This is a genomic window from Mycobacterium sp. E3339 (genome assembly GCF_001666915.1).
Lineage (GTDB): Bacteria > Actinomycetota > Actinomycetes > Mycobacteriales > Mycobacteriaceae > Mycobacterium.
Map to the genome: position 1 here is coordinate 18,618 of NZ_LZIZ01000022.1, position 16,954 is coordinate 35,571.

Sequence of the window (16,954 nt, forward strand, 5' to 3'; positions counted from 1 at the left end):
ACCCCCAGACAAGTGCGAAAATCGGCTTCGGCCAGCGATTGTGCGGCATCACCCCGCCCTTGCGGCAAGCCCCCCGGTGCGCTATAGGTTGAGAGTGGGAGGGCAATAATTCGCTTAGCGGTCCCGCAGCGCGTCGATGGTGCGGTAGATCCGCTGTTCGCTCACCGGCCGTGGGGTGCCCAATTGCTGGGCCCACAGGCTCACCCGCAATTCCTCGATCTGCCAGGCGATGTCGCGGATGTCGTTCGCCGCCGGTGGCGGCGTGGCCGCCAGTTCGTCGTAGGCCCGCCGCACCGCGTGCACCCGCTGCATTCGGTCGCGGTCGGCCGCTATCGCGTGCGGAAGCCGGTCAAGGCGCTGCCGGATGGCGGTCAGGTAGCGGGTGAGGTCGGCCAGGCGCGGGCGCCCGGTGACGGTGACGAACCCCGGCGGCAAAAGCCGCTCCAGCTGGGCGCGGATGTCGGCGATCGCGTCGGCCTGCGCGGGCGGCGGCTGTCCCGGTAGCAGCAGGTGCACCTGCTGCGCCGTGGCCAGCACCCGCTGCACGCGGCCCACGATGTCGACGGTCGTCGACACCAACGCCTTGCCGACCCGGTCGCACAACGCCCTGAACTCGTCGCGGGTCCACACGGGTCCGGTCATCAACGCGTCGGTCGCGGCGTCGGCGCAGTCTTCGAGCAGCGCGGTCAGGGAGCCGTCGGGGTTGGCGCCGAGCGCCAGCCGCGAACGTGGGCTCAGTTGTCGCTCAATCGATTTGACCGGTGACGCCACGCTCAGCCGCACCAATCGGCGAATGCCGGGCCCCGACAGGGCGTCCCGCTCTTCCGACGTCGCAAACACCCGAAGGTCGACCGCGCCGCCCGCGTCGACGAGACCGGGAAAGCCGCGCACCGCGCGTCCGTCGACCGTCCGCTCGACGGTGCGCGGCAGCGCGTCCAGCTCGTCGGGCCAGGCACGCAGGCCCGTCCGCTCCAGTTCGGCGGCGACCGCCTGCGCGACGGCCCGGCGAGCCGGGCCGGCCAGCCGTTGCTGGAGCGCCGCCAGGTCCTTGCCGCGCGCGACCTCGGTGCCGTCGCCGGATTCGACCGCGAAGGTCACCCGCAGATGCGCCGGCAGCTTCTCCAGGTCGAAGGCGTCGACGGGCACCAATATGCCGCTGCGACGGCGCAATTCGCGCTGCAGCGCCGGCAGCAGCGGCTCACCCGCCGGATCGATCCCACCCAGCACGGCGCGGGCGGCGTCGGGGGCGGGAACGAAGTTGCGGCGCAAGTCCTTTGGCAGTGAGCGGATGAGGGCGGTCACCAGCTCCTCGCGCAGCGCCGGCACCTGCCAGGCGAACTCGTCGCCACCCAGCCGCGCGAGCACGTCGATCGGCACATGCACCGTGACACCGTCGTCGGCGGCGCCCGGCTCGAACCGGTAGGTCAGGGGCAGGGTGACATCGCCGGAATGCCAGGCCGTCGGCCGCTCGGCGTCGGCTGTGTCGCAGGTGCGCAACAGGTCGTCGCGGGTGAACGTCAGCAGTTGCGGGGTCTTGTGCCGCTGCTTGCGCCACCACGCGTCGAAGTGCCGCGCGGAGACGACATCCCCGGGGATGCGCGCGTTGTAGAACGCGTACACCTCGTCGTCGCCGACGAGCAGGTCGCGGCGGCGGGCCCGCTCCTGAAGTTCCTCGAGCTCTGCCCGCAGCCGCGCGTTGTCGCGGAAGAAGTGATGGCGGGTCTGCCAGTCTCCCTCCACCAGCGCGTGCCGGATGAACAGTTCGCGCGCCACCGCCGGCTCCACCCCGGCGTATCCGACGCGGCGGCGCGCCACCAGTGGCAGCCCGTACAGCGTCACCCGCTCGTAGGCCATCACCTCGCCGCGCTTGGCGTCCCAATGCGGTTCGCTGTGGGTGCGCTGCACCAGGTCGCCCGCGACCCGTTCGACAACCTCCGGCTGGATGCGCGCGGCGGTGCGCCCGAACAGGCGGCTGGTTTCGACCAGCTCGGCCACAACCACCCACCGCGGCGGCCGCTTGGTCAGCACCGAGCCCGGCGCCAGCACGAAGCGGGAGTTACGGGCGCCCAGATACTCGCGGCCGTCCTCGCGGCGCATGCCCACATGCGACAGCAACCCGGCCAGCAGCGCCGCGTGCACGCGGGCCGGATCGGCCGGTTCGTCGGACTCGATCTCGCCCAGGTCGCGCGCGATGCTGCGCAGCTGCCCGACCAGGTCCTGCCACTCGCGGATGCGCAGATAGTGCAGGAACTCCTCCCGGCACATCCGCCGAAAGCCGTTGCCCGACAGCCTGTTGCGTTGCTCCCGCAGGTAGCGCCAGAGGTTGAGATACGACAGGAAGTCGGAGTTCTCGTCGGCGAATCGGGCGTGCTTCTGACGAGCGGCCTCCTCGCGGTCGGCCGGCCGTTCCCGCGGGTCGTGGATGGTCAGCGCCGCGGCCAGCACCAGGACCTCCCGCACGCAGCCCTCGGTTTCGGCTGCCAGGATCATCCGGCCCAGCCGGGGGTCGACCGGCAGCCGCGCCAGGCGGCGGCCGAGCTCGGTGATCGCCCCGTGGCTATCGAACGCCCCCAGCTCCTGCAGCAACTGCACCCCGTCGCGGATGCTGCGCCGGTCCGGCGGGTCGAGGAATGGGAAGTTCTCCACCTCGCCCAGCCGCAGCGCCGCCATCTGCAACAGCACGGCGGCGAGGTTGGTCCGCAGGATCTCGGGCTCGGTGTAGCGCGGGCGGGCCGCGAAATCCTGCTCTGAGTACAGGCGAATGCACACACCGGCGGCGACCCGGCCGCAGCGGCCCGCGCGTTGCGCGGCGGACGCCTGCGAGATCGGTTCGATCGGCAACCGCTGCACCTTCAAACGGCGGCTGTAACGCGAGATGCGGGCGTTGCCGGGGTCGACGACGTAGCGAATGCCGGGCACCGTCAGCGACGTCTCGGCGACGTTCGTCGCCAGCACCACCCGGCGCCCGGTGTGCGGTGCGAACACCTTCTGCTGGTCGGCGGTCGGCAGCCGGGCGTACAGCGGAAGCACCTCGGTGTAGCCTGGGCCGGCCGTCAAGAAATTCAAAGCCTCTGCGGTGTCCCGGATTTCGCGTTCCCCGGAGAGGAACACCAGCACGTCCCCGGGCGGCTCGGCCTCGAGTTCTGCGATCGCGTCGACGATCGCCTCCACCTCGTCGCGGGTTTCGGTGCGGACGATCTCGTGGTCGGGGTCGTCGGGGTCCTCCTCGGCACCACTCACGACGGGAAGTTCCAACGGCCGGTAGCGGATCTGCACCGGGTACGTCCGCCCGGACACCTCGATGATCGGCGCGCCGCCGAAGTGGTCCGAGAACCGTTGCGGCTCGATGGTTGCCGAGGTGATGATCACCTTCAGCTCGGGGCGCCGCGGCAGCAGTTCGCGCAGGTAGCCCAGCAAGAAGTCGATGTTCAGGCTTCGCTCGTGCGCCTCGTCGAGGATCAGCGTGTCGTAGCGCAGCAGGCGGCGGTCGCGCTGAATCTCGGCGAGCAGGATGCCGTCGGTCATCAGCTTGATCAGCGTGCGGTCGCTGACCTGATCGGTGAAACGGACACTGTAGCCGACGGCTTCGCCGAGGGGGCCACCCAATTCGTCGGCGATGCGCTGCGCGACCGTGCGTGCGGCCAGCCGCCGGGGCTGGGTGTGCCCGATGGTTCCGCGGACGCCCCGGCCGGCGTCGAGACAGATCTTGGGCAGTTGTGTGGTTTTCCCCGAACCGGTTTCGCCGGCGACGACGACGACCTGGTTGGCCCGCACGGCGTCGGCGATCTCCTGGCGCCGCTCGCTCACCGGCAGGTCGGGGTAGGCGATGGCCGGCACGGCGGCGTGCCGCGCGGCGACGAGCGCTTCGGCCCTCGCGATCTGCTCCGCGAGCTGGCGCAGTTGGTCGGGTTTCGCGCCGCGGAGGTTTTTCAGGCGCCTGCCGAGGCGGGACGCGTCGCGGATGGTCAGACCGTCAAGGCGGCTGCGCAGATCCGCGACGGACAGTTCGGGCACTTTGGCCAGGATAGGCGTGCCGTCGACGACGTCCGCCGCCCTAGGGTGAACCCATGAGCCTCGTCACCTATGAGCTGGACGACCACGTCGCCACCATCACCCTCAACCGCCCCGAGGCTCGCAACGCCATCAACGGCGCCCTGCGCCACGATCTGAACGCGGCCTGGGATCGTTTCCGCGACGACCTGGACGCTTGGGTCGGGATCCTGACGGCCAACGGCAGCGTCTTCTGCGCCGGCGGTGACCTCAAGGACGGCGAGGGCTCGGTCGGCACCTTCGGCGGCACGTTCTGGGAGAAGCCGACGATCAACTCCTTCGAATCCGGGATGGAGCTGTTCAAGCCGACCATCGCCGCCGTGCACGGGCCCTGCATCGGCTATGGGGTGACCGGGGTACTGTTCTGCGATTTCGTCATCGCCAGCACCGAGGCCACGTTCTGCTTTCCCGAGGTCGCGATCGGGGTGCCGACCATCGTCGGGGCCATCCGGCTTCCGCAGCGGGTGGGCTGGGCGAACGCCATGGAGCTGCTCCTGACCGGCAAGCCGATGAGCGCCGAGCGGGCAAAGGAGGTCGGTCTGGTGTGGCGGCTGGTGAAACCCGATCAGCTGCAGGCCGAGGCCAAGGCGTGGGCCCGCACGCTCACCGAGGCGGCCCCCTTGGCCCAACGGGCCACCAAGGAGGTGGCGTGGCGAACCGCGGACATGGGCTGGATCGAGTCGGTCCGCTTCGGCGAGACCATGCGCAAGGTGGCCGGCGCGACCGAGGACGTCGGCGAGGGGCTACGGGCCTGGGCCGAAAAGCGAAAGCCGCAGTGGCGCGGCCGCTAGTTGCGCGGTGGCCTTGACCGGTCGGGCGGGTGAGCGATTGCGGGCCGAGCTGGCGCGGGTCCTTGACGGCGGCGGGCGCGGGGCCGACCACGCCGCGCGCGCCCTCGGGGACGGGCCGGTCGGGCAGCGGCTGGAATCGGCGATCCGTGCGCTGGCCGGGCATCGCGGCCGGCGCAGCAGCATCTGCCCGTCGGACGCCGCCCGGGCCGTGGGCGGCGACGACTGGCGCGCGTTGATGGCCGACGCCCGGCAGGTCGCCCGGGACCTGGCCAAAGCGGGCGACGTCCAGATCACGCAGCGCGGCGCCGTCGTCGACCCCGACGCTGAGTGGGCCGGACCCATCCGCATCCGAACCACCTCGGATTGACCTGTGCGGCAAGCCGACTCGGCCGTGCCCGCACGGGTACCTGCCCGCCGGGACGGGCGTGGCCGGTGATGTGACAGGATTTCGGCATGAGTTCACGCAGACTTGCTCGCATTATGGGTGTTTCGGTGGCGACGACGTGGGCGGCCTTGAGCAGCCCGCTCTGGGGGCCGTCGGCCCCGCCCACCGCCGGCGCCGATGCCTGCGCCGACGTGTCGGTGGTCTTCGCCCGCGGCACCCACCAGGAGCCCGGGCTGGGCAACATCGGCCAGGCCTTCGTGGACTCGCTCACCTCGCAACTCGGCGGGAAGTCCGTCGACGTCTATGCGGTCAACTACCCGGCCAACGACGACTACCACAACAGCGCGAACGCCGGGTCGAACGACGCGAGCACTCACATCCAAGACACCGTCGCCAGCTGCCCGAACTCGAGGATCGTGCTCGGCGGATACTCCCAGGGCTCGACGGTGATCGACTTGGCGACCAACGCGATGCCGCCGTCGGTCGCCGATCACGTCGCCGCCGTCGCCCTCTTCGGCGAGCCCAGCAGCGGGTTTTCGTCCATGTTGTGGGGCGGTCAACCGCTACCGACCATCAGCCCGGCCTATGGGTCCAAGGTGATCAGCCTGTGCGCCCCGGACGATCCGATCTGCTCCCCGGGCGGCAACATCATGGCGCACGTCTCCTACATCGACGCGGGAATGACCGCCCAGGCGGCGACGTTCGCGGCCAATAAGGTCAACCAGGCCGCGGCGCCGCGCGCCTGACGCGTCAGTCGTCCTGCCGCTGTTGCTTCTCGGCGGCCGCCAGTTGGGCGACCCGGTCCGCTTCGGAGCGCCTCTCGGCGGCGTCGCCCAGCTTGTCCTCGGCCTCGTCGATTTCCGCGGCCGCGGCCTTGGCGGCGTCCTTCTCGGCGGCCTTGGTCCGGGTCTCCACCTGGCGCTTGGCTGATTCGACCGTCTGCTTTTGCCGGTCAGCCGCCTCGTCGGCGCGCCGCTTCGCCGCGGCGCTCTGCTGGTTGGCCGCCTGCGCCGCTTCGCGTTTGCGTTGCTCGGCGGTGGTGCGCGCCTCTTTGATCTCCTGTTGCGTCGCCGCCTGAGCCTCCTGGCGGTCCTCGATCGCCTGGTCGCGGGCGCCCCGCAGCTTCGCGTCGGCCTGCTCGCGGCGGGCCGCGGCCTTCGCGTCCAGCTGGGCGGCGCGGCCCAGCGCGTCGCTGCGCTGGACGAGCGCGGTCCCCCGCTCGACGAGCTGCGGGTCGTCGAGCGCATTGCCGACGGTGGTGTCCAGCAGGCCAAGCGAGCGCTCGAAGATCAGGCGCGCGGACGCCTCGCTGGGGATCCGGGTGACCACCCGGTCCTCGATGACCTGCAACGGGAAACGGGCCAGTTGGTAGTGAAACCGCAGAACGGCCAACGGGACTTCGGATATCTTCATCAACTTCTCCTGTCTGTGGGCCGCCGTCAGGGCAGGTCGGCGTCGTTGGTCACGTTCTGGGCCTTGCGTCGAAGACGGTCGGCCTCCGACTCCTCGTTCCGGGCGACCTGCACGGAGCTCTGGTGCTCGGCGGCGGCGTCGACGATGTCCTCGGACGCGTCGCGGATTTCGGCCCGCTCCTCGGCCTTCGCCCGCTGCATCTCGTGCTGCGCGTCCAGCTCGGCCCGGGTCTTCTCGGCGGTCGCGCGCTGCCGCGCGGCCTGCTCGGCGGCGCGCTCGGAAGCCGCCGCTTGGGCTTCGATCGATTCCTCGGCCGTGACGGCTTGCGCGTTGGCGGCGACCCGCTGCCGGGCGCCTTCCGCCTTGGCCTGGGCCGCATCGTCTTGCGCGCGTTCGGCCTGGGCCTCGGCGACGGCCTCCATGGCGTTGGCTTCCTTGCGCTCGTGCGCCTGGGTCTGTTCGAGTTGCCCCTCGGCGGTCAGTGATTCGTTGCCGGTGACGGCCCCGAAGAACTCTTTGGCTTTGCCCTTGACCGAATCGATCAGGCCCCGTCGCGCTTCGTCGGCTTTGTTGTGCTCGCTCATCGAAAGTCTCCTTGCGGCGTTAGCCAAGAATTGCGTTCGTTCGTTGGTGTCACGGTCAGTGGTTCCACCGATGCGGCCGATCAAACACGCGTGTGATCTGCGTCACCCGCTTCTGGTGCGCCGCGATGAGGCCGTCGGTTGGTGAATTATCAACAGCTGCAAGGGAAGTCACCAATCGCAACCGAGACGGCATCACGGCCGACGGCGTGTGGGGCGTGCGGAGCCCGATCGGCTACCGTCGACGGTATGTCCAAAGTCTCCGGTAACGACCCGATCGACGACGTCGCCCCGGGCGACATCATCAGCGTGAACCGCGGCTCTGGTGACCGGCCCTACAAGGTGGTGTTCAAAGACGCCACCGACGGCGGCTACCGCATCACGTTCGAAGGTGACGGCGGGGAGACCTTCCAGCTCGACCTGGCCGCGGGCACCACGGTCACGAGGGCGCTCGCGTCGAAGTGGGAATCTGCGCAAAGCCCCACCCCGCAGGCCGAAGCGTAGGCGCCCGTCCCCGCACCGCCCTGCCGATTGGCGACGCGATCGCCGGTGCGCGATTTGCGGCGGTCCGTTTGGGCGCGTGCTGGGCGGGAATGCAGCCGCAACGGACCGAGTGGCGATGCGGCTCGGTGGAAAGCGCCGCTGCCGCCCGGAAGCCCACGAAAGGACCGGTGCCGACGATGACCGCGCAACCCCCCAATCCGGACCCCCTACGAACGCCCGGGCTCGAGCCGGGTGGTGGCACCGCGCCGGGGACCACTCCCCCCGCGGCGGCGCAGACCTCGGGCGTGGCAGGGCATCAACCACCCGCGACCCGGCGATTCACCCCCAGCTCAATGCTCACGGTGATCGCCGTGTGCGTCTTCGCCGTGGTGTTCCTCGCGGTGGCGGTGCTACTCGTCATGAAAATGGTTGGGGCGCACTAACATGGCCGGATTCTCTTCGACCGTGAACGCCGACGATATCCGGCGGTTGTTGGACTGCCCGGACGAGCAGGCCGCGCTGGTCGCGATCGAGGGCCGCATCGACGTCGCTTCGCCGGCGCAGTTGGAAAGCCCGGATTACCGCGGCGCCCTGCAGATCGCCACGCGCCAGGAGGTGCTGGAGCGCACCGGCGGTGCGCAGCTCTCGGAACGCGAACTGGCCGAGCAGGCCGAGGAACTCGACACGGCATTCCGCAATCTGGGCGCCTGACCTACCCCCCGGGTGCGCGAATCCTCGCGAACCCTGTAGCGGGCGACCGCGGCGAAGTAATCTGCCCGCTAAGGGGCTAATCGCCGGGCGGAAGGTCGGGAACATGCGGCTGGTCGTGGATCTCAACAAGTGCCAGGGCTATGCACAATGTGTCCCGCTGGCGCCCCACGTGCTGCAACTCGTCGGCGAAGAAGCGCTGGCCTACGATCCCAATCCTGACGACTCCCAGCGACAGCGGGTGTTGCGCGCCGCGGCTTCCTGCCCCGTCCAGGCGATCATCCTCGAAGTGGACCCACCGACCGACCGGCACGCCCCATGACCACGCGGTCGTTGGTCAGCCAGCTGGTCGACACCTTCAGAGCCCAGGGCCGAATCGTCATCGTCGGCGCGTCCCTGGCCGGTTTGCGCGCGGCGGAAGCGCTGCGCGAGAAAGGGTTTCAGGGACCGCTTACCATCATTGGCGACGAGCCCCATGAACCCTACGACCGGCCACCACTGTCCAAGCAGGTCTTGAAGGGCTGGGTGCCCGCCGACCACACCAAACTCCCCCGCCTGCGACCCGTGAACGCGCAATGGCGGCTGGGTATCGCGGCGGTGGGCCTGGACCGGCCCAACCGCCAGGTGCTGCTCGCCAACGGCGAGAAGGTGGACTACGACCGGCTGCTGATCGCCACGGGCACCAGGGCGCGCCCCTGGTTCAACCCCGAAGAGGCGGCTCTGGCGGGGCTGTTCAGCGTGCGCACGTGCGACGACGCGGCCAAGCTGGCCGCGGCGCTCAAGGCACGGCCCCGCCGGGTGCTCATCGTCGGTTCGGGGTTCGTGGGATCGGAGATCGCCTCGGTGTGCCGCGATCTCGACCTTCCGGTGACCGTCGCCGAGCGGGGCAAGGCGCCGCTGACCGGTGCGCTGGGCGGGGTGATCGGTGACATCGCCGCGCAAATGCAGATCGAGGCCGGGGTCGATCTGCGCACCGGCGTGGCGGTCGATCGGCTCGAAGGCGACGCCGGCGGCAAGGTCCGCGCGGCCCACCTGTCGGACGGCACCGTGCTCGAGGTCGACGTCGTGGTGGCCTCGCTGGGCTCGATCCGCAACGTGGAGTGGCTCGAGGGTGCCCGGCTGGCGAGCGGGTTTTGGGGAGTGGCCTGTGACGCCGGCTGCCGCGCGTTCGACATCAACGGCGTGGTGACCGACAACATCTTCGTCGCCGGCGATGTGGCGCGCGCCCCGCACGTCCTCTACGAATACCAGTTCATGTCGCAAGAACATTGGGACAATGCGGTTTTCGGCGCCGAGGTGGCGGCCAACAACATGATCAGTGTGGAGACGGGACGACGGCCGCACCTGCCGCTCCCCTCGTTCTGGTCAGGACAATTCGGCGTCAACATCAAGAGCGTCGGCGTGTGCTCGTTCGGCGACGAGATCGTCTTCACCCAGGGCTCGGTCGAGCAGCGCCGCTTCGCGGCCGCCTACGGACACCGGGGCCGCATCGTCGGGGCGGTCACGTTCAATCACGGAAAATGGCTGCCGTACTACGCTTCCCTGATCGAGCGGTCCGCACCGTTCCCGCCGCCCCCGCCCGGCTACGACCGGCCCCTCCTCTTCGAGCCGATGCCGGCCCGATTCCCCGACCCGCGCGAACGCACCGACATTCCCGACGTCGTGCTCACCGGACACGACCCGACCTCGCGTGGCGCCGAATTCCGACCCCGGATCCGCTGACGGCAGGAGACGACATGAACGCCGCGACCGCCTGGGCCGAAGCGATGAAGTTCGAGAACCGGCCGAACCCCTACCCGTTCTTCGAGGAGCTGCGCAAAACACCGGTGGCCAAGGTCGCCGACAAGACCTACGTCGTCACCGGCTACCCGGAGTTACTCGCGCTGGCCCACGACCCGCGAATCAGCTCCGACATTCGCCGCAGCCCTTCGGATTTCGGTGTCGATAAGCCCGAACCCGAGCCCGGCAGCGGACACCTGCAGGCCTACGGCCGGGAGCCGAGCATCATCGTCTCCGACCCGCCCGAGCACGACCGGGCGCGGCGCCAGGTGATGCGCCACTTCGGGCCGCCGCACTCCCCCGACGTGATCCCCGGCATGGAACCGCTGGTGGTCCGGCTGGCCAACGACCTGCTCGACGAGATCAGGGCGCGCGGCACCGGCCGTCTGGACGTGGTGGCGGAGTTCGCCTATCCGATACCCGTCTCCGTGATCTGCAAGATCCTCGGCGTGCCCGTCGAAGACGAATCGAGGTTTCACGCCTGGATCTTCGACTTCATGATGGGCCTGGATCTGGGGCCCGAGGGCGCCACCGAGGAGGGGCGGGCCCTGGCGGAGAAGGGCCGCGCCGGAACCGTCGCCCTGCTGGCCTACCTGGGTGAGCTGGTGCAGACATACGCGGCAACCCCCGGCGAGGGCCTGCTGTCCAGGCTGCTGCACGACGACGGCCCCGACGGCCCGATGTCGGTGAAGGAGGCGACGTCCAACGCCATGCTGCTTCTCGTCGCCGGACACGATTCCACGGTCAACACCATCAGCAATTGCGTGATGACGCTGCTGCGCAACCCCGGCAGCTGGGATTTGGTCAGGCAGCGTCCGGAGCTGATTCCGCGCGTCATCGAAGAGGTGCAGCGGCTGCAGTCGGCGGTTCAGTTCTTCCCCAGCCGCAGCGCCACCGCGGACATCGAGATCGCCGGGACGCTGATCCCCGCGGGCTCGGCCGTGTATCTGATCTACGCCGCCGCCAACCGGGATCCGCGTCGCTTCGACAATCCCGACCGCTTCGACCCGCTGCGCCCGGATAACGAGCATTTCGGTTGGGGCAGCGGCATTCACACCTGCATGGGCGGCCCGCTGGCGCGGCTGGAGGTCAACCTGGCGCTGGAGATCTTCGTCCGCCGCCTCGAATCTCCCAGGCTGGTGATCGACCCGCCGCCCTACCGGCACAATCAGGTGTTCCGCGGGCCCCGCCAGCTCTGGGTGGACTTCGCGGCGATCACCGAGTGAATCCCCCTACCCGCCGATGGTGACGCGGTCGCCGACGCGGATGATCCCCTCCGCCGCCACCGCGAGATACGCACCCGCGCACGGCTGGGGGCCGTGACCGCCTGTGTCCCAACGGTTTTCAGCTGCCGGTGTGCGCAGGGCATGCGGGGCGCGTGGCAGCGATCCGTGTTCGAGCGTCGGTACGACACAGCGGGATGTGGCCGTGAGGACGCGCAGTCGTGCGTCGCCGACGGCGATGTCGCGGCCGACCCAGTCGTTTTCGGCGTACGGCGGGTAGCCGGGCGGCGTCTCGATCACCAAGTTGGGTCGATACCGAAGCGCCTCCACACCGATGTGTTCGAGCGTGGCCGTCGTAATCGCATGCAGCGGCGCCTCATCGGTGAACGCGTCACCCGGCGTCGCCTGGGCGATCTGAAGGATGCGGCCACCGACGTCGGCATCCAGGCCCAGCTCCAGCAACTTCTCCGGATCGGGGCGCACCAACGAGGCGCCCTGCGGGCGCTGGGCGATCAGTCGGACCGGCCGCCCCAACAGCTGCGAGAGCAGAGCGTCGACGCCGGGGTCGTCGGCCGCCACGCTGGATCCGTCGGGCAGTTCGATGCTCACCCGGCCGGCGTCTGCGTTGGCGGTGCACTTCAACAAACCACGCCACAGCCGGGCATTCTTGGCGCTGGCCACATGGCCGGTGTCGGCGTCGAGCAGCGCCAGCCGCCGGTCGCCCTGGGCGCCGTGCTCGTCGACGAACAGGTGCGACACGGCTTCGCCGAGCATCGATTTCACCGGATAGCGCAACAGGGTTTGGACCCGCAGCTCAGCAGCGGCCTGACCCGAAAACCCCGTCGGCTCCGTCACTGCCCGTCCCCACTCAGCGATCCTGCCCGCACCGTCCGGATCAGACTATGCGGGCAGGACGCCAAACCCACTGGGGGGTCAGAAATCGATCAGCCCGGGCAGTAGGTCGACTCCGCCGCGCTCACCCAGCCGGTCATGTCGGCGAAGCTGAAGCCCTTCGCGCTCATGCCGGAATGCAGGTCGGCGGCGATGGCGTCCGGCGTCTTGCCGGCCATCCGGTCCGCGCAGACCGCGTGCCCCAGCGCGATCATGTCGGAGTCACTCGACGAGGGCCACGTGAATCCGAGGTTGTGCAATTTCGCCAGGTATGCGTCGTCGGTGCTGTCGGCCGACGCAATCGCGGTCGTTGCGGTGAGGGCAGCGCCAACCATGACGGGAATTGTCAGTTTGGCCAGCCAACGCGATGTAAGCATTTTGTGCCCTTCTTTTGTTGTCGGTATCGAGGTGGGGCAAGTATATGAGCGAGGGATGCCGGCCAATATTAAAAATAAGAAAATTGCTGCGGCCCTTCGGTAACCGCGGGGACAACATTTCTGCGGGCTTGGTGCGAGCCGTGGTTGCACCGGCTCAGTCGCCCGGATGGCTGCGCTGCGCCCGGAGTTGCGCAAACGGCGATCGACTGCTATCAGGTTTGCCGGTCGGCCGGCGACACGGCGAGGCCACCCGGGAATTCATTGACCCCGGTAGCAATTGCCCGAGCCATCTGGCGGTATTGGGCGCCGGTTATGGAAAATGCGGCCCATGTCGGCGCGCGCGAGGTCAGTGCGGGAGCAGGCGCTGCTTTTGCTCGAGGAACTCGTCCTCGGTGATGATCCCCGCATCGCGCAGGGAAGCGAGCTCGCGCAACTCGGCGGCGATGCTGGTGATCGGCCCGCCAGCCGGCACCTGAGGTGCCGTCGTGCCGTCCTTCGTCGGCTTTTGCGTTGCCCCCCTGACCCTTTCGGCGCGGCCCGCGCCGCCCGTGCCGGCCATGGCGCGCCCGGCCATGCCCGCCGCGGCCATCTCACCGAACAGGCTGCCGGAGGTGCCGGACGAGGCCGGCGCGGCGCCCACGCTGGTGGCGGGCAGCGCCAGGGCGGCCGGCCGTATCTCCGGGGCGGCCGCGGTCCAGGCCGGCGGGACCGACAGACCGCCGACGGTGTTCGCCTGGGCCAGACCCGCCGTCGCGGCCGACCCGCCCGCCAGGTTGGTGATCACCGGGAAGGGCGTCGGGGGAACCGGGGCGAAGCCCGGCCAGGACTGCACCCCGGCCCAGCCGCTGACGATGTCATCGGTGTGGAAACCGGTCAAAGCACCGGAAACGTCGTAGGGAAGGGCCACGACGGCGGCGGCGAGGCCCGCCGCGCCGATCTCCGGGTCGACGAAGACCGCGCTGAGGTCCGCCGCCAGGCCCAACAGGTCCCGCCCGCCGAAGCCCGGGAGGAGCGGGCCCGCGAGGTTGTTCAGTGCGTCGGGCGTCGCGGCCAGGGCCTGCTGCGTCGAGGTGACCGCGCTCTGCACCTTTCCGGCCGACGTGGCCGCGGCCTGGTTGAGGGCGGCCGCCTGCCGCACCGAGCCGCCCGAATCGGTGCTCTGCTGTGGCGGGGTGAAGGGCGTCAGCCTGGTCGCCGCCGCCGCGGACGCCGCGTAGCCGTACATGGCCCCGGCGTCCTGGGCCCACATCTCGGAGTACTGCGCCTCGGTGGTCGCGATCGCCGGGGTGTTCTGCCCGAAGATGTTCGTCGCGATCAGGGACATCAGCTGGCTGCGGTTGGCCGCGATGACCGGCGGCGGCACCGTTTCCGCGAACGCCGCCTCGTAGGCGGCGGCGGCCGCTTTGGCCTGGTTGGCGGTCTCTTCGGCCTGTGCGGCGGCCGTTCGGGTCCAGCTCACATAGGGTGCCGCGGCGGCCGCCATCGCCTCCGCCGACGGCCCCATCCAGGGCCCACCGGTCAGGGCCGTGATCTCGGACTGGTAAGACGTCGCCGCGGCATGCAGCGCGACGGCCAGCGCGTCCCAGGCGATGGCCGCGCCGAGCAGCGGTGCCGCCCCCGGCCCGGTGTACATCCGCGCGGAATTGATTTCCGGAGGCAGCGCTGCGAAATCCATGGTCGTCTCCTCCGGACGGTAGGTGGCCACAGTGTTAACGGTTCGTAGCTGGCCGTAGTGGGATTGCCCAACGGACAGCGAACAAATCTAGATCCTTCCCGCAATAAAGATTTCACCATGACTTGAAACCGAGTCCTGCCGCCGGACGGCGCGCGAGGCGACGCAGAGGCGCGAGTGGGGCCGGTGACCAGCGATGCAACGACGGTGAGTGGCGCCGATCACCGATAAGCAACCCCGGGGTTCCCGCGGAGCCCGGCAACGACGCGGCCGGCCTCGCCCCGCATGCGGTATAAGCGGACCGGGCGATCAACGGCCGGTCTGCTTGGATCGGTATCACCACCGCGAGTTAGGTCTTGATGAAGATTGTGCTGGCCGCCTACGGAAGCCGGGGCGACGTCGAGCCGTGCGCGGCTGTCGGCCGCGAGCTGCTCCGCCGGGGTCACGACGTGCGCATGGCGGTCCCCCCCGATCGGCTGCGCTTGGTGGAATCGGCCGGGCTCACCGCGGTCGCCTACGGGCCGGACACGCGTGAACAGATAGCCGCCGCAACGAGTTTCGTTCAACGCGTCCAGGATCCGATCGGTGCGCTACCGCAGATCGCGGAGCGGGTCACCGGCGTGTGGGCGGAGAAGACCACGACGCTGTCGTCGTTGGTGCAGGACGCCGACCTGCTGGTGGCCGGCATGAACGAACAGCGGCTGGCCGCCAACGTCGCGGAGGCCTACGGCCTGCCGTTCGCCGCCCTGCACTTCTTCCCCGCCAAGGCGCTCGAACTGGGCGGGCTCCAGGCGCACGTGACGAACGCCGCCGAAGGCACCCAGCGCCTGACGCTGGGTTTGCCGGCGGCCGGCGGCTCACCGGCCTCGCAGGCGTTGGAGATCCAGGCCTACGAGGAGCTGTGTGTGCCAGAGCTGGCCGCCGATTGGGCGGGGTCCGGGCTTCGGCGGCCGTTCGTCGGATCGCTGACCCTGGAAATGCCGACCGACGTCGACGACGAGGTGTTGTCGTGGATCGCCGAAGGGGCGCCGCCCATCTACTTCGGTTTCGGCAGCACGCCGGTCACGTCGCCCGCCGAGACGGTCGCGGTGATCAGCGGGGCGTGTGAGCAGTTGGGCGCACGGGCGCTAATTTGCAGCGGCTTCAACGACTTTTCCGAGGTGGCGCGGGCGGACCATACGAAGATCGTGGACGCGGTCAACCATGCGGCCATTTTTCCGGCCTGCCGCGCGATCGTGCACCACGGCGGTTCGGGCACCACCGCGGCGGGCATGCGGGCCGGAGCCCCCATGTTGGTGCTCTGGCTCTGGCTCGATCAGCCGATCTGGGCCTCCGCCGTCAGCCGGCTGAAAGTCGGTATCGCCAGGGCGTTTTCGGAATCGACCTACGATTCACTCGTCACCGACCTGCGCTCGGTCCTTGCTCCGGAATGTGCCGTCCGGGCCCGCGAGGTGGCCGCGCAGCTGACCAAACCCGCCGAAAGCGTCGGCAGGGCCGCCGATCTTCTGGAAGACGCGGTGGTGCAAAGCGGTCGGGTCGGGTAGAAGGTTCTGGTGCAAGATCCGCCGCCCAGCCCTTTCGATCCGTCGATGCTGCATGAAGCGATGGTCAGGCGGTTGTATCGCCGTTCGTCGTCCGAGGGTCACATCCGGGTGCCGGCCGTGCCCAGCATGCTCGACGAGTACGTCCTGTTGTGCGGCAACATCTGCGCCACCCTGGGCGTCTGGCACACGCCGGAACAATCCGCCCAGCTCAGGACCGCGCTGGCGGCGGAGCTGGCGAAGGGTTTCAAGGCCTCTCCCCGTTCGGACATCCTCATCTCGTTCAACTCCTCCTTCGGGACGAGCGTGAACATCCGCGTCAAAGCCGAATGGCGGACGGTCGAGGCCGACTACGACGAATGGGTGGCCGTGCGTCCGCCGCCGCTGTTCGGCACCGAGCCCGACGCGCGGGTGCTGGCGTTGGCTGCCGAGGCGGTCGACCCGACGGCCCACCGCGTGTTGGACGTCGGAGCGGGAACCGGACGCAACGCCCTGGCCCTGGCCCGCCGCGGCCACCCGGTGGACGCGGTCGAGATGGCGGCGAAGCTCGCCGACATCATGCGCTCGGAGGCCCAGAGCGAATCGCTGGGCGTGCGCGTGATCCAGAGCGATGTCTTCACCGCGATGGAAAGCGTCCACGACGAATACCAGCTGATGGTGCTCGCCGAAGTGGTGCCCGACTTTCGGACCACCCACGAGTTGCGGGGCGTGTTCGAACTCGCCGCCGACTGCCTGGCCGCCGGGGGCCGCCTGGTGTTCAACGCCTTCCTGCCCCGGGAAGGCTACGTCCCCGACGCGTCCGCGGTGGAACTCGGCCAGCAGTGCAACACGATGATCTACACGCGCGATCAGCTGGCGAGCGCGGTGTCCGGGCTGCCGCTCGAGCTGGTCGCCGACGATTCGGCGTACGAATACGAGAAGGCGCACCTGCCCGAGGGCGCCTGGCCACCCACGGGTTGGTTCGAGGGGTGGGCCAGCGGCCTCGACGTGTTCGACGTGCAACGCGAGCACTCGCCGATCGAGTTGCGCTGGCTCGTCTACCGAAAGGCCGGCTGACCGC

General features: G+C 69.6%; 17 protein-coding genes. 11 read left to right on the forward strand and 6 right to left on the reverse strand.

The genetic code is table 11. From position 1 onward, the window contains the following. Positions 1 to 114: 114 nt before the first annotated feature. Positions 115 to 4,014 carry an ATP-dependent RNA helicase HrpA gene (gene hrpA, locus A5702_RS01390; protein ID WP_068217587.1) on the reverse strand — a complete coding sequence of 1,300 codons (3,900 nt, stop codon included), beginning with the start codon at positions 4,012 to 4,014 and terminating at the stop codon, positions 115 to 117. Positions 4,015 to 4,067: 53 nt separating this feature from the next. Between hrpA and A5702_RS01395 the strand changes: the two genes are divergently transcribed. From A5702_RS01395 to A5702_RS01405, 3 genes are all read left to right on the forward strand, one after another. After that, a complete protein-coding gene (locus A5702_RS01395; RefSeq protein ID WP_068217591.1) occupies positions 4,068 to 4,841 on the forward strand; it encodes an enoyl-CoA hydratase/isomerase family protein in 774 nt (257 codons plus the stop codon). Between the two features lie 7 nt (positions 4,842 to 4,848). After that, complete coding sequence (locus A5702_RS01400) at positions 4,849 to 5,208, forward strand: DUF3253 domain-containing protein (protein ID WP_231964960.1); 360 nt, start codon at positions 4,849 to 4,851, stop codon at positions 5,206 to 5,208. 86 nt (positions 5,209 to 5,294) lie between these two features. Then, positions 5,295 to 5,972 carry a cutinase family protein gene (locus A5702_RS01405; protein WP_068217594.1) on the forward strand — a complete coding sequence of 226 codons (678 nt, stop codon included), beginning with the start codon at positions 5,295 to 5,297 and terminating at the stop codon, positions 5,970 to 5,972. Between the two features lie 4 nt (positions 5,973 to 5,976). Here the strand turns inward: A5702_RS01405 and A5702_RS01410 are convergent, their stop codons facing one another. Together A5702_RS01410 and A5702_RS01415 are read right to left on the reverse strand one after the other, a co-directional pair. After that, positions 5,977 to 6,639 carry an IF2 family translation initiation factor gene (locus A5702_RS01410; RefSeq protein WP_068217597.1) on the reverse strand — a complete coding sequence of 221 codons (663 nt, stop codon included), beginning with the start codon at positions 6,637 to 6,639 and terminating at the stop codon, positions 5,977 to 5,979. Positions 6,640 to 6,665: 26 nt separating this feature from the next. Next, the gene (locus A5702_RS01415; protein ID WP_068217600.1) at positions 6,666 to 7,223 is read right to left on the reverse strand and encodes a CsbD family protein; all 558 of its coding nucleotides are present in this window, start codon (positions 7,221 to 7,223) and stop codon (positions 6,666 to 6,668) included. 246 nt (positions 7,224 to 7,469) lie between these two features. Between A5702_RS01415 and A5702_RS01420 the strand changes: the two genes are divergently transcribed. From A5702_RS01420 to A5702_RS01440, 6 genes are all read left to right on the forward strand, one after another. Further along, the gene (locus A5702_RS01420; protein ID WP_055399210.1) at positions 7,470 to 7,724 is read left to right on the forward strand and encodes a hypothetical protein; all 255 of its coding nucleotides are present in this window, start codon (positions 7,470 to 7,472) and stop codon (positions 7,722 to 7,724) included. Positions 7,725 to 7,900: 176 nt separating this feature from the next. Continuing rightward, complete coding sequence (locus A5702_RS25380) at positions 7,901 to 8,146, forward strand: DUF6480 family protein (RefSeq protein ID WP_055399207.1); 246 nt, start codon at positions 7,901 to 7,903, stop codon at positions 8,144 to 8,146. A gap of 22 nt (positions 8,147 to 8,168) precedes the next feature. Continuing rightward, positions 8,169 to 8,414, forward strand: a complete 246-nt coding sequence (locus A5702_RS01425) for a hypothetical protein (protein ID WP_369817848.1) — start codon at positions 8,169 to 8,171, stop codon at positions 8,412 to 8,414. Between the two features lie 103 nt (positions 8,415 to 8,517). Beyond that, entirely contained in the window at positions 8,518 to 8,733 is a 216-nt protein-coding gene (locus A5702_RS01430; RefSeq protein ID WP_068217604.1) for a ferredoxin, read from the forward strand. Beyond that, positions 8,730 to 10,133 carry an NAD(P)/FAD-dependent oxidoreductase gene (locus tag A5702_RS01435; protein WP_068217607.1) on the forward strand — a complete coding sequence of 468 codons (1,404 nt, stop codon included), beginning with the start codon at positions 8,730 to 8,732 and terminating at the stop codon, positions 10,131 to 10,133. The genes A5702_RS01430 and A5702_RS01435 overlap by 4 nt, the downstream gene beginning before the upstream one ends. A 14-nt stretch (positions 10,134 to 10,147) precedes the next feature. After that, a complete protein-coding gene (locus A5702_RS01440) occupies positions 10,148 to 11,416 on the forward strand; it encodes a cytochrome P450 (RefSeq protein WP_068217610.1) in 1,269 nt (422 codons plus the stop codon). 6 nt (positions 11,417 to 11,422) lie between these two features. On the opposite strand, the gene A5702_RS01445 is transcribed toward A5702_RS01440, so the two are convergent. The 3 genes from A5702_RS01445 to A5702_RS01455 form a co-directional block, all read right to left on the reverse strand. Then, on the reverse strand, positions 11,423 to 12,268 hold the full coding sequence (locus A5702_RS01445; RefSeq protein WP_068217612.1) for an MOSC domain-containing protein: 846 nt from the start codon (positions 12,266 to 12,268) through the stop codon (positions 11,423 to 11,425). An 89-nt stretch (positions 12,269 to 12,357) separates the two neighbouring features. Continuing rightward, a complete protein-coding gene (locus tag A5702_RS01450; RefSeq protein ID WP_156349395.1) occupies positions 12,358 to 12,639 on the reverse strand; it encodes a DUF732 domain-containing protein in 282 nt (93 codons plus the stop codon). Between the two features lie 388 nt (positions 12,640 to 13,027). Beyond that, on the reverse strand, positions 13,028 to 14,356 hold the full coding sequence (locus A5702_RS01455; protein ID WP_068217703.1) for a PPE domain-containing protein: 1,329 nt from the start codon (positions 14,354 to 14,356) through the stop codon (positions 13,028 to 13,030). 356 nt (positions 14,357 to 14,712) lie between these two features. Between A5702_RS01455 and A5702_RS01460 the strand changes: the two genes are divergently transcribed. Both A5702_RS01460 and A5702_RS01465 read left to right on the forward strand, forming a co-directional pair. Further along, positions 14,713 to 15,897 (forward strand): glycosyltransferase, encoded by a 1,185-nt coding sequence (locus A5702_RS01460; protein ID WP_068217615.1) that lies wholly within the window; start codon positions 14,713 to 14,715, stop codon positions 15,895 to 15,897. A 9-nt stretch (positions 15,898 to 15,906) separates the two neighbouring features. After that, positions 15,907 to 16,950, forward strand: coding sequence for a bifunctional 2-polyprenyl-6-hydroxyphenol methylase/3-demethylubiquinol 3-O-methyltransferase UbiG (locus A5702_RS01465; RefSeq protein WP_068217618.1), 1,044 nt, complete (start codon positions 15,907 to 15,909; stop codon positions 16,948 to 16,950). Positions 16,951 to 16,954 lie beyond the last annotated feature (4 nt).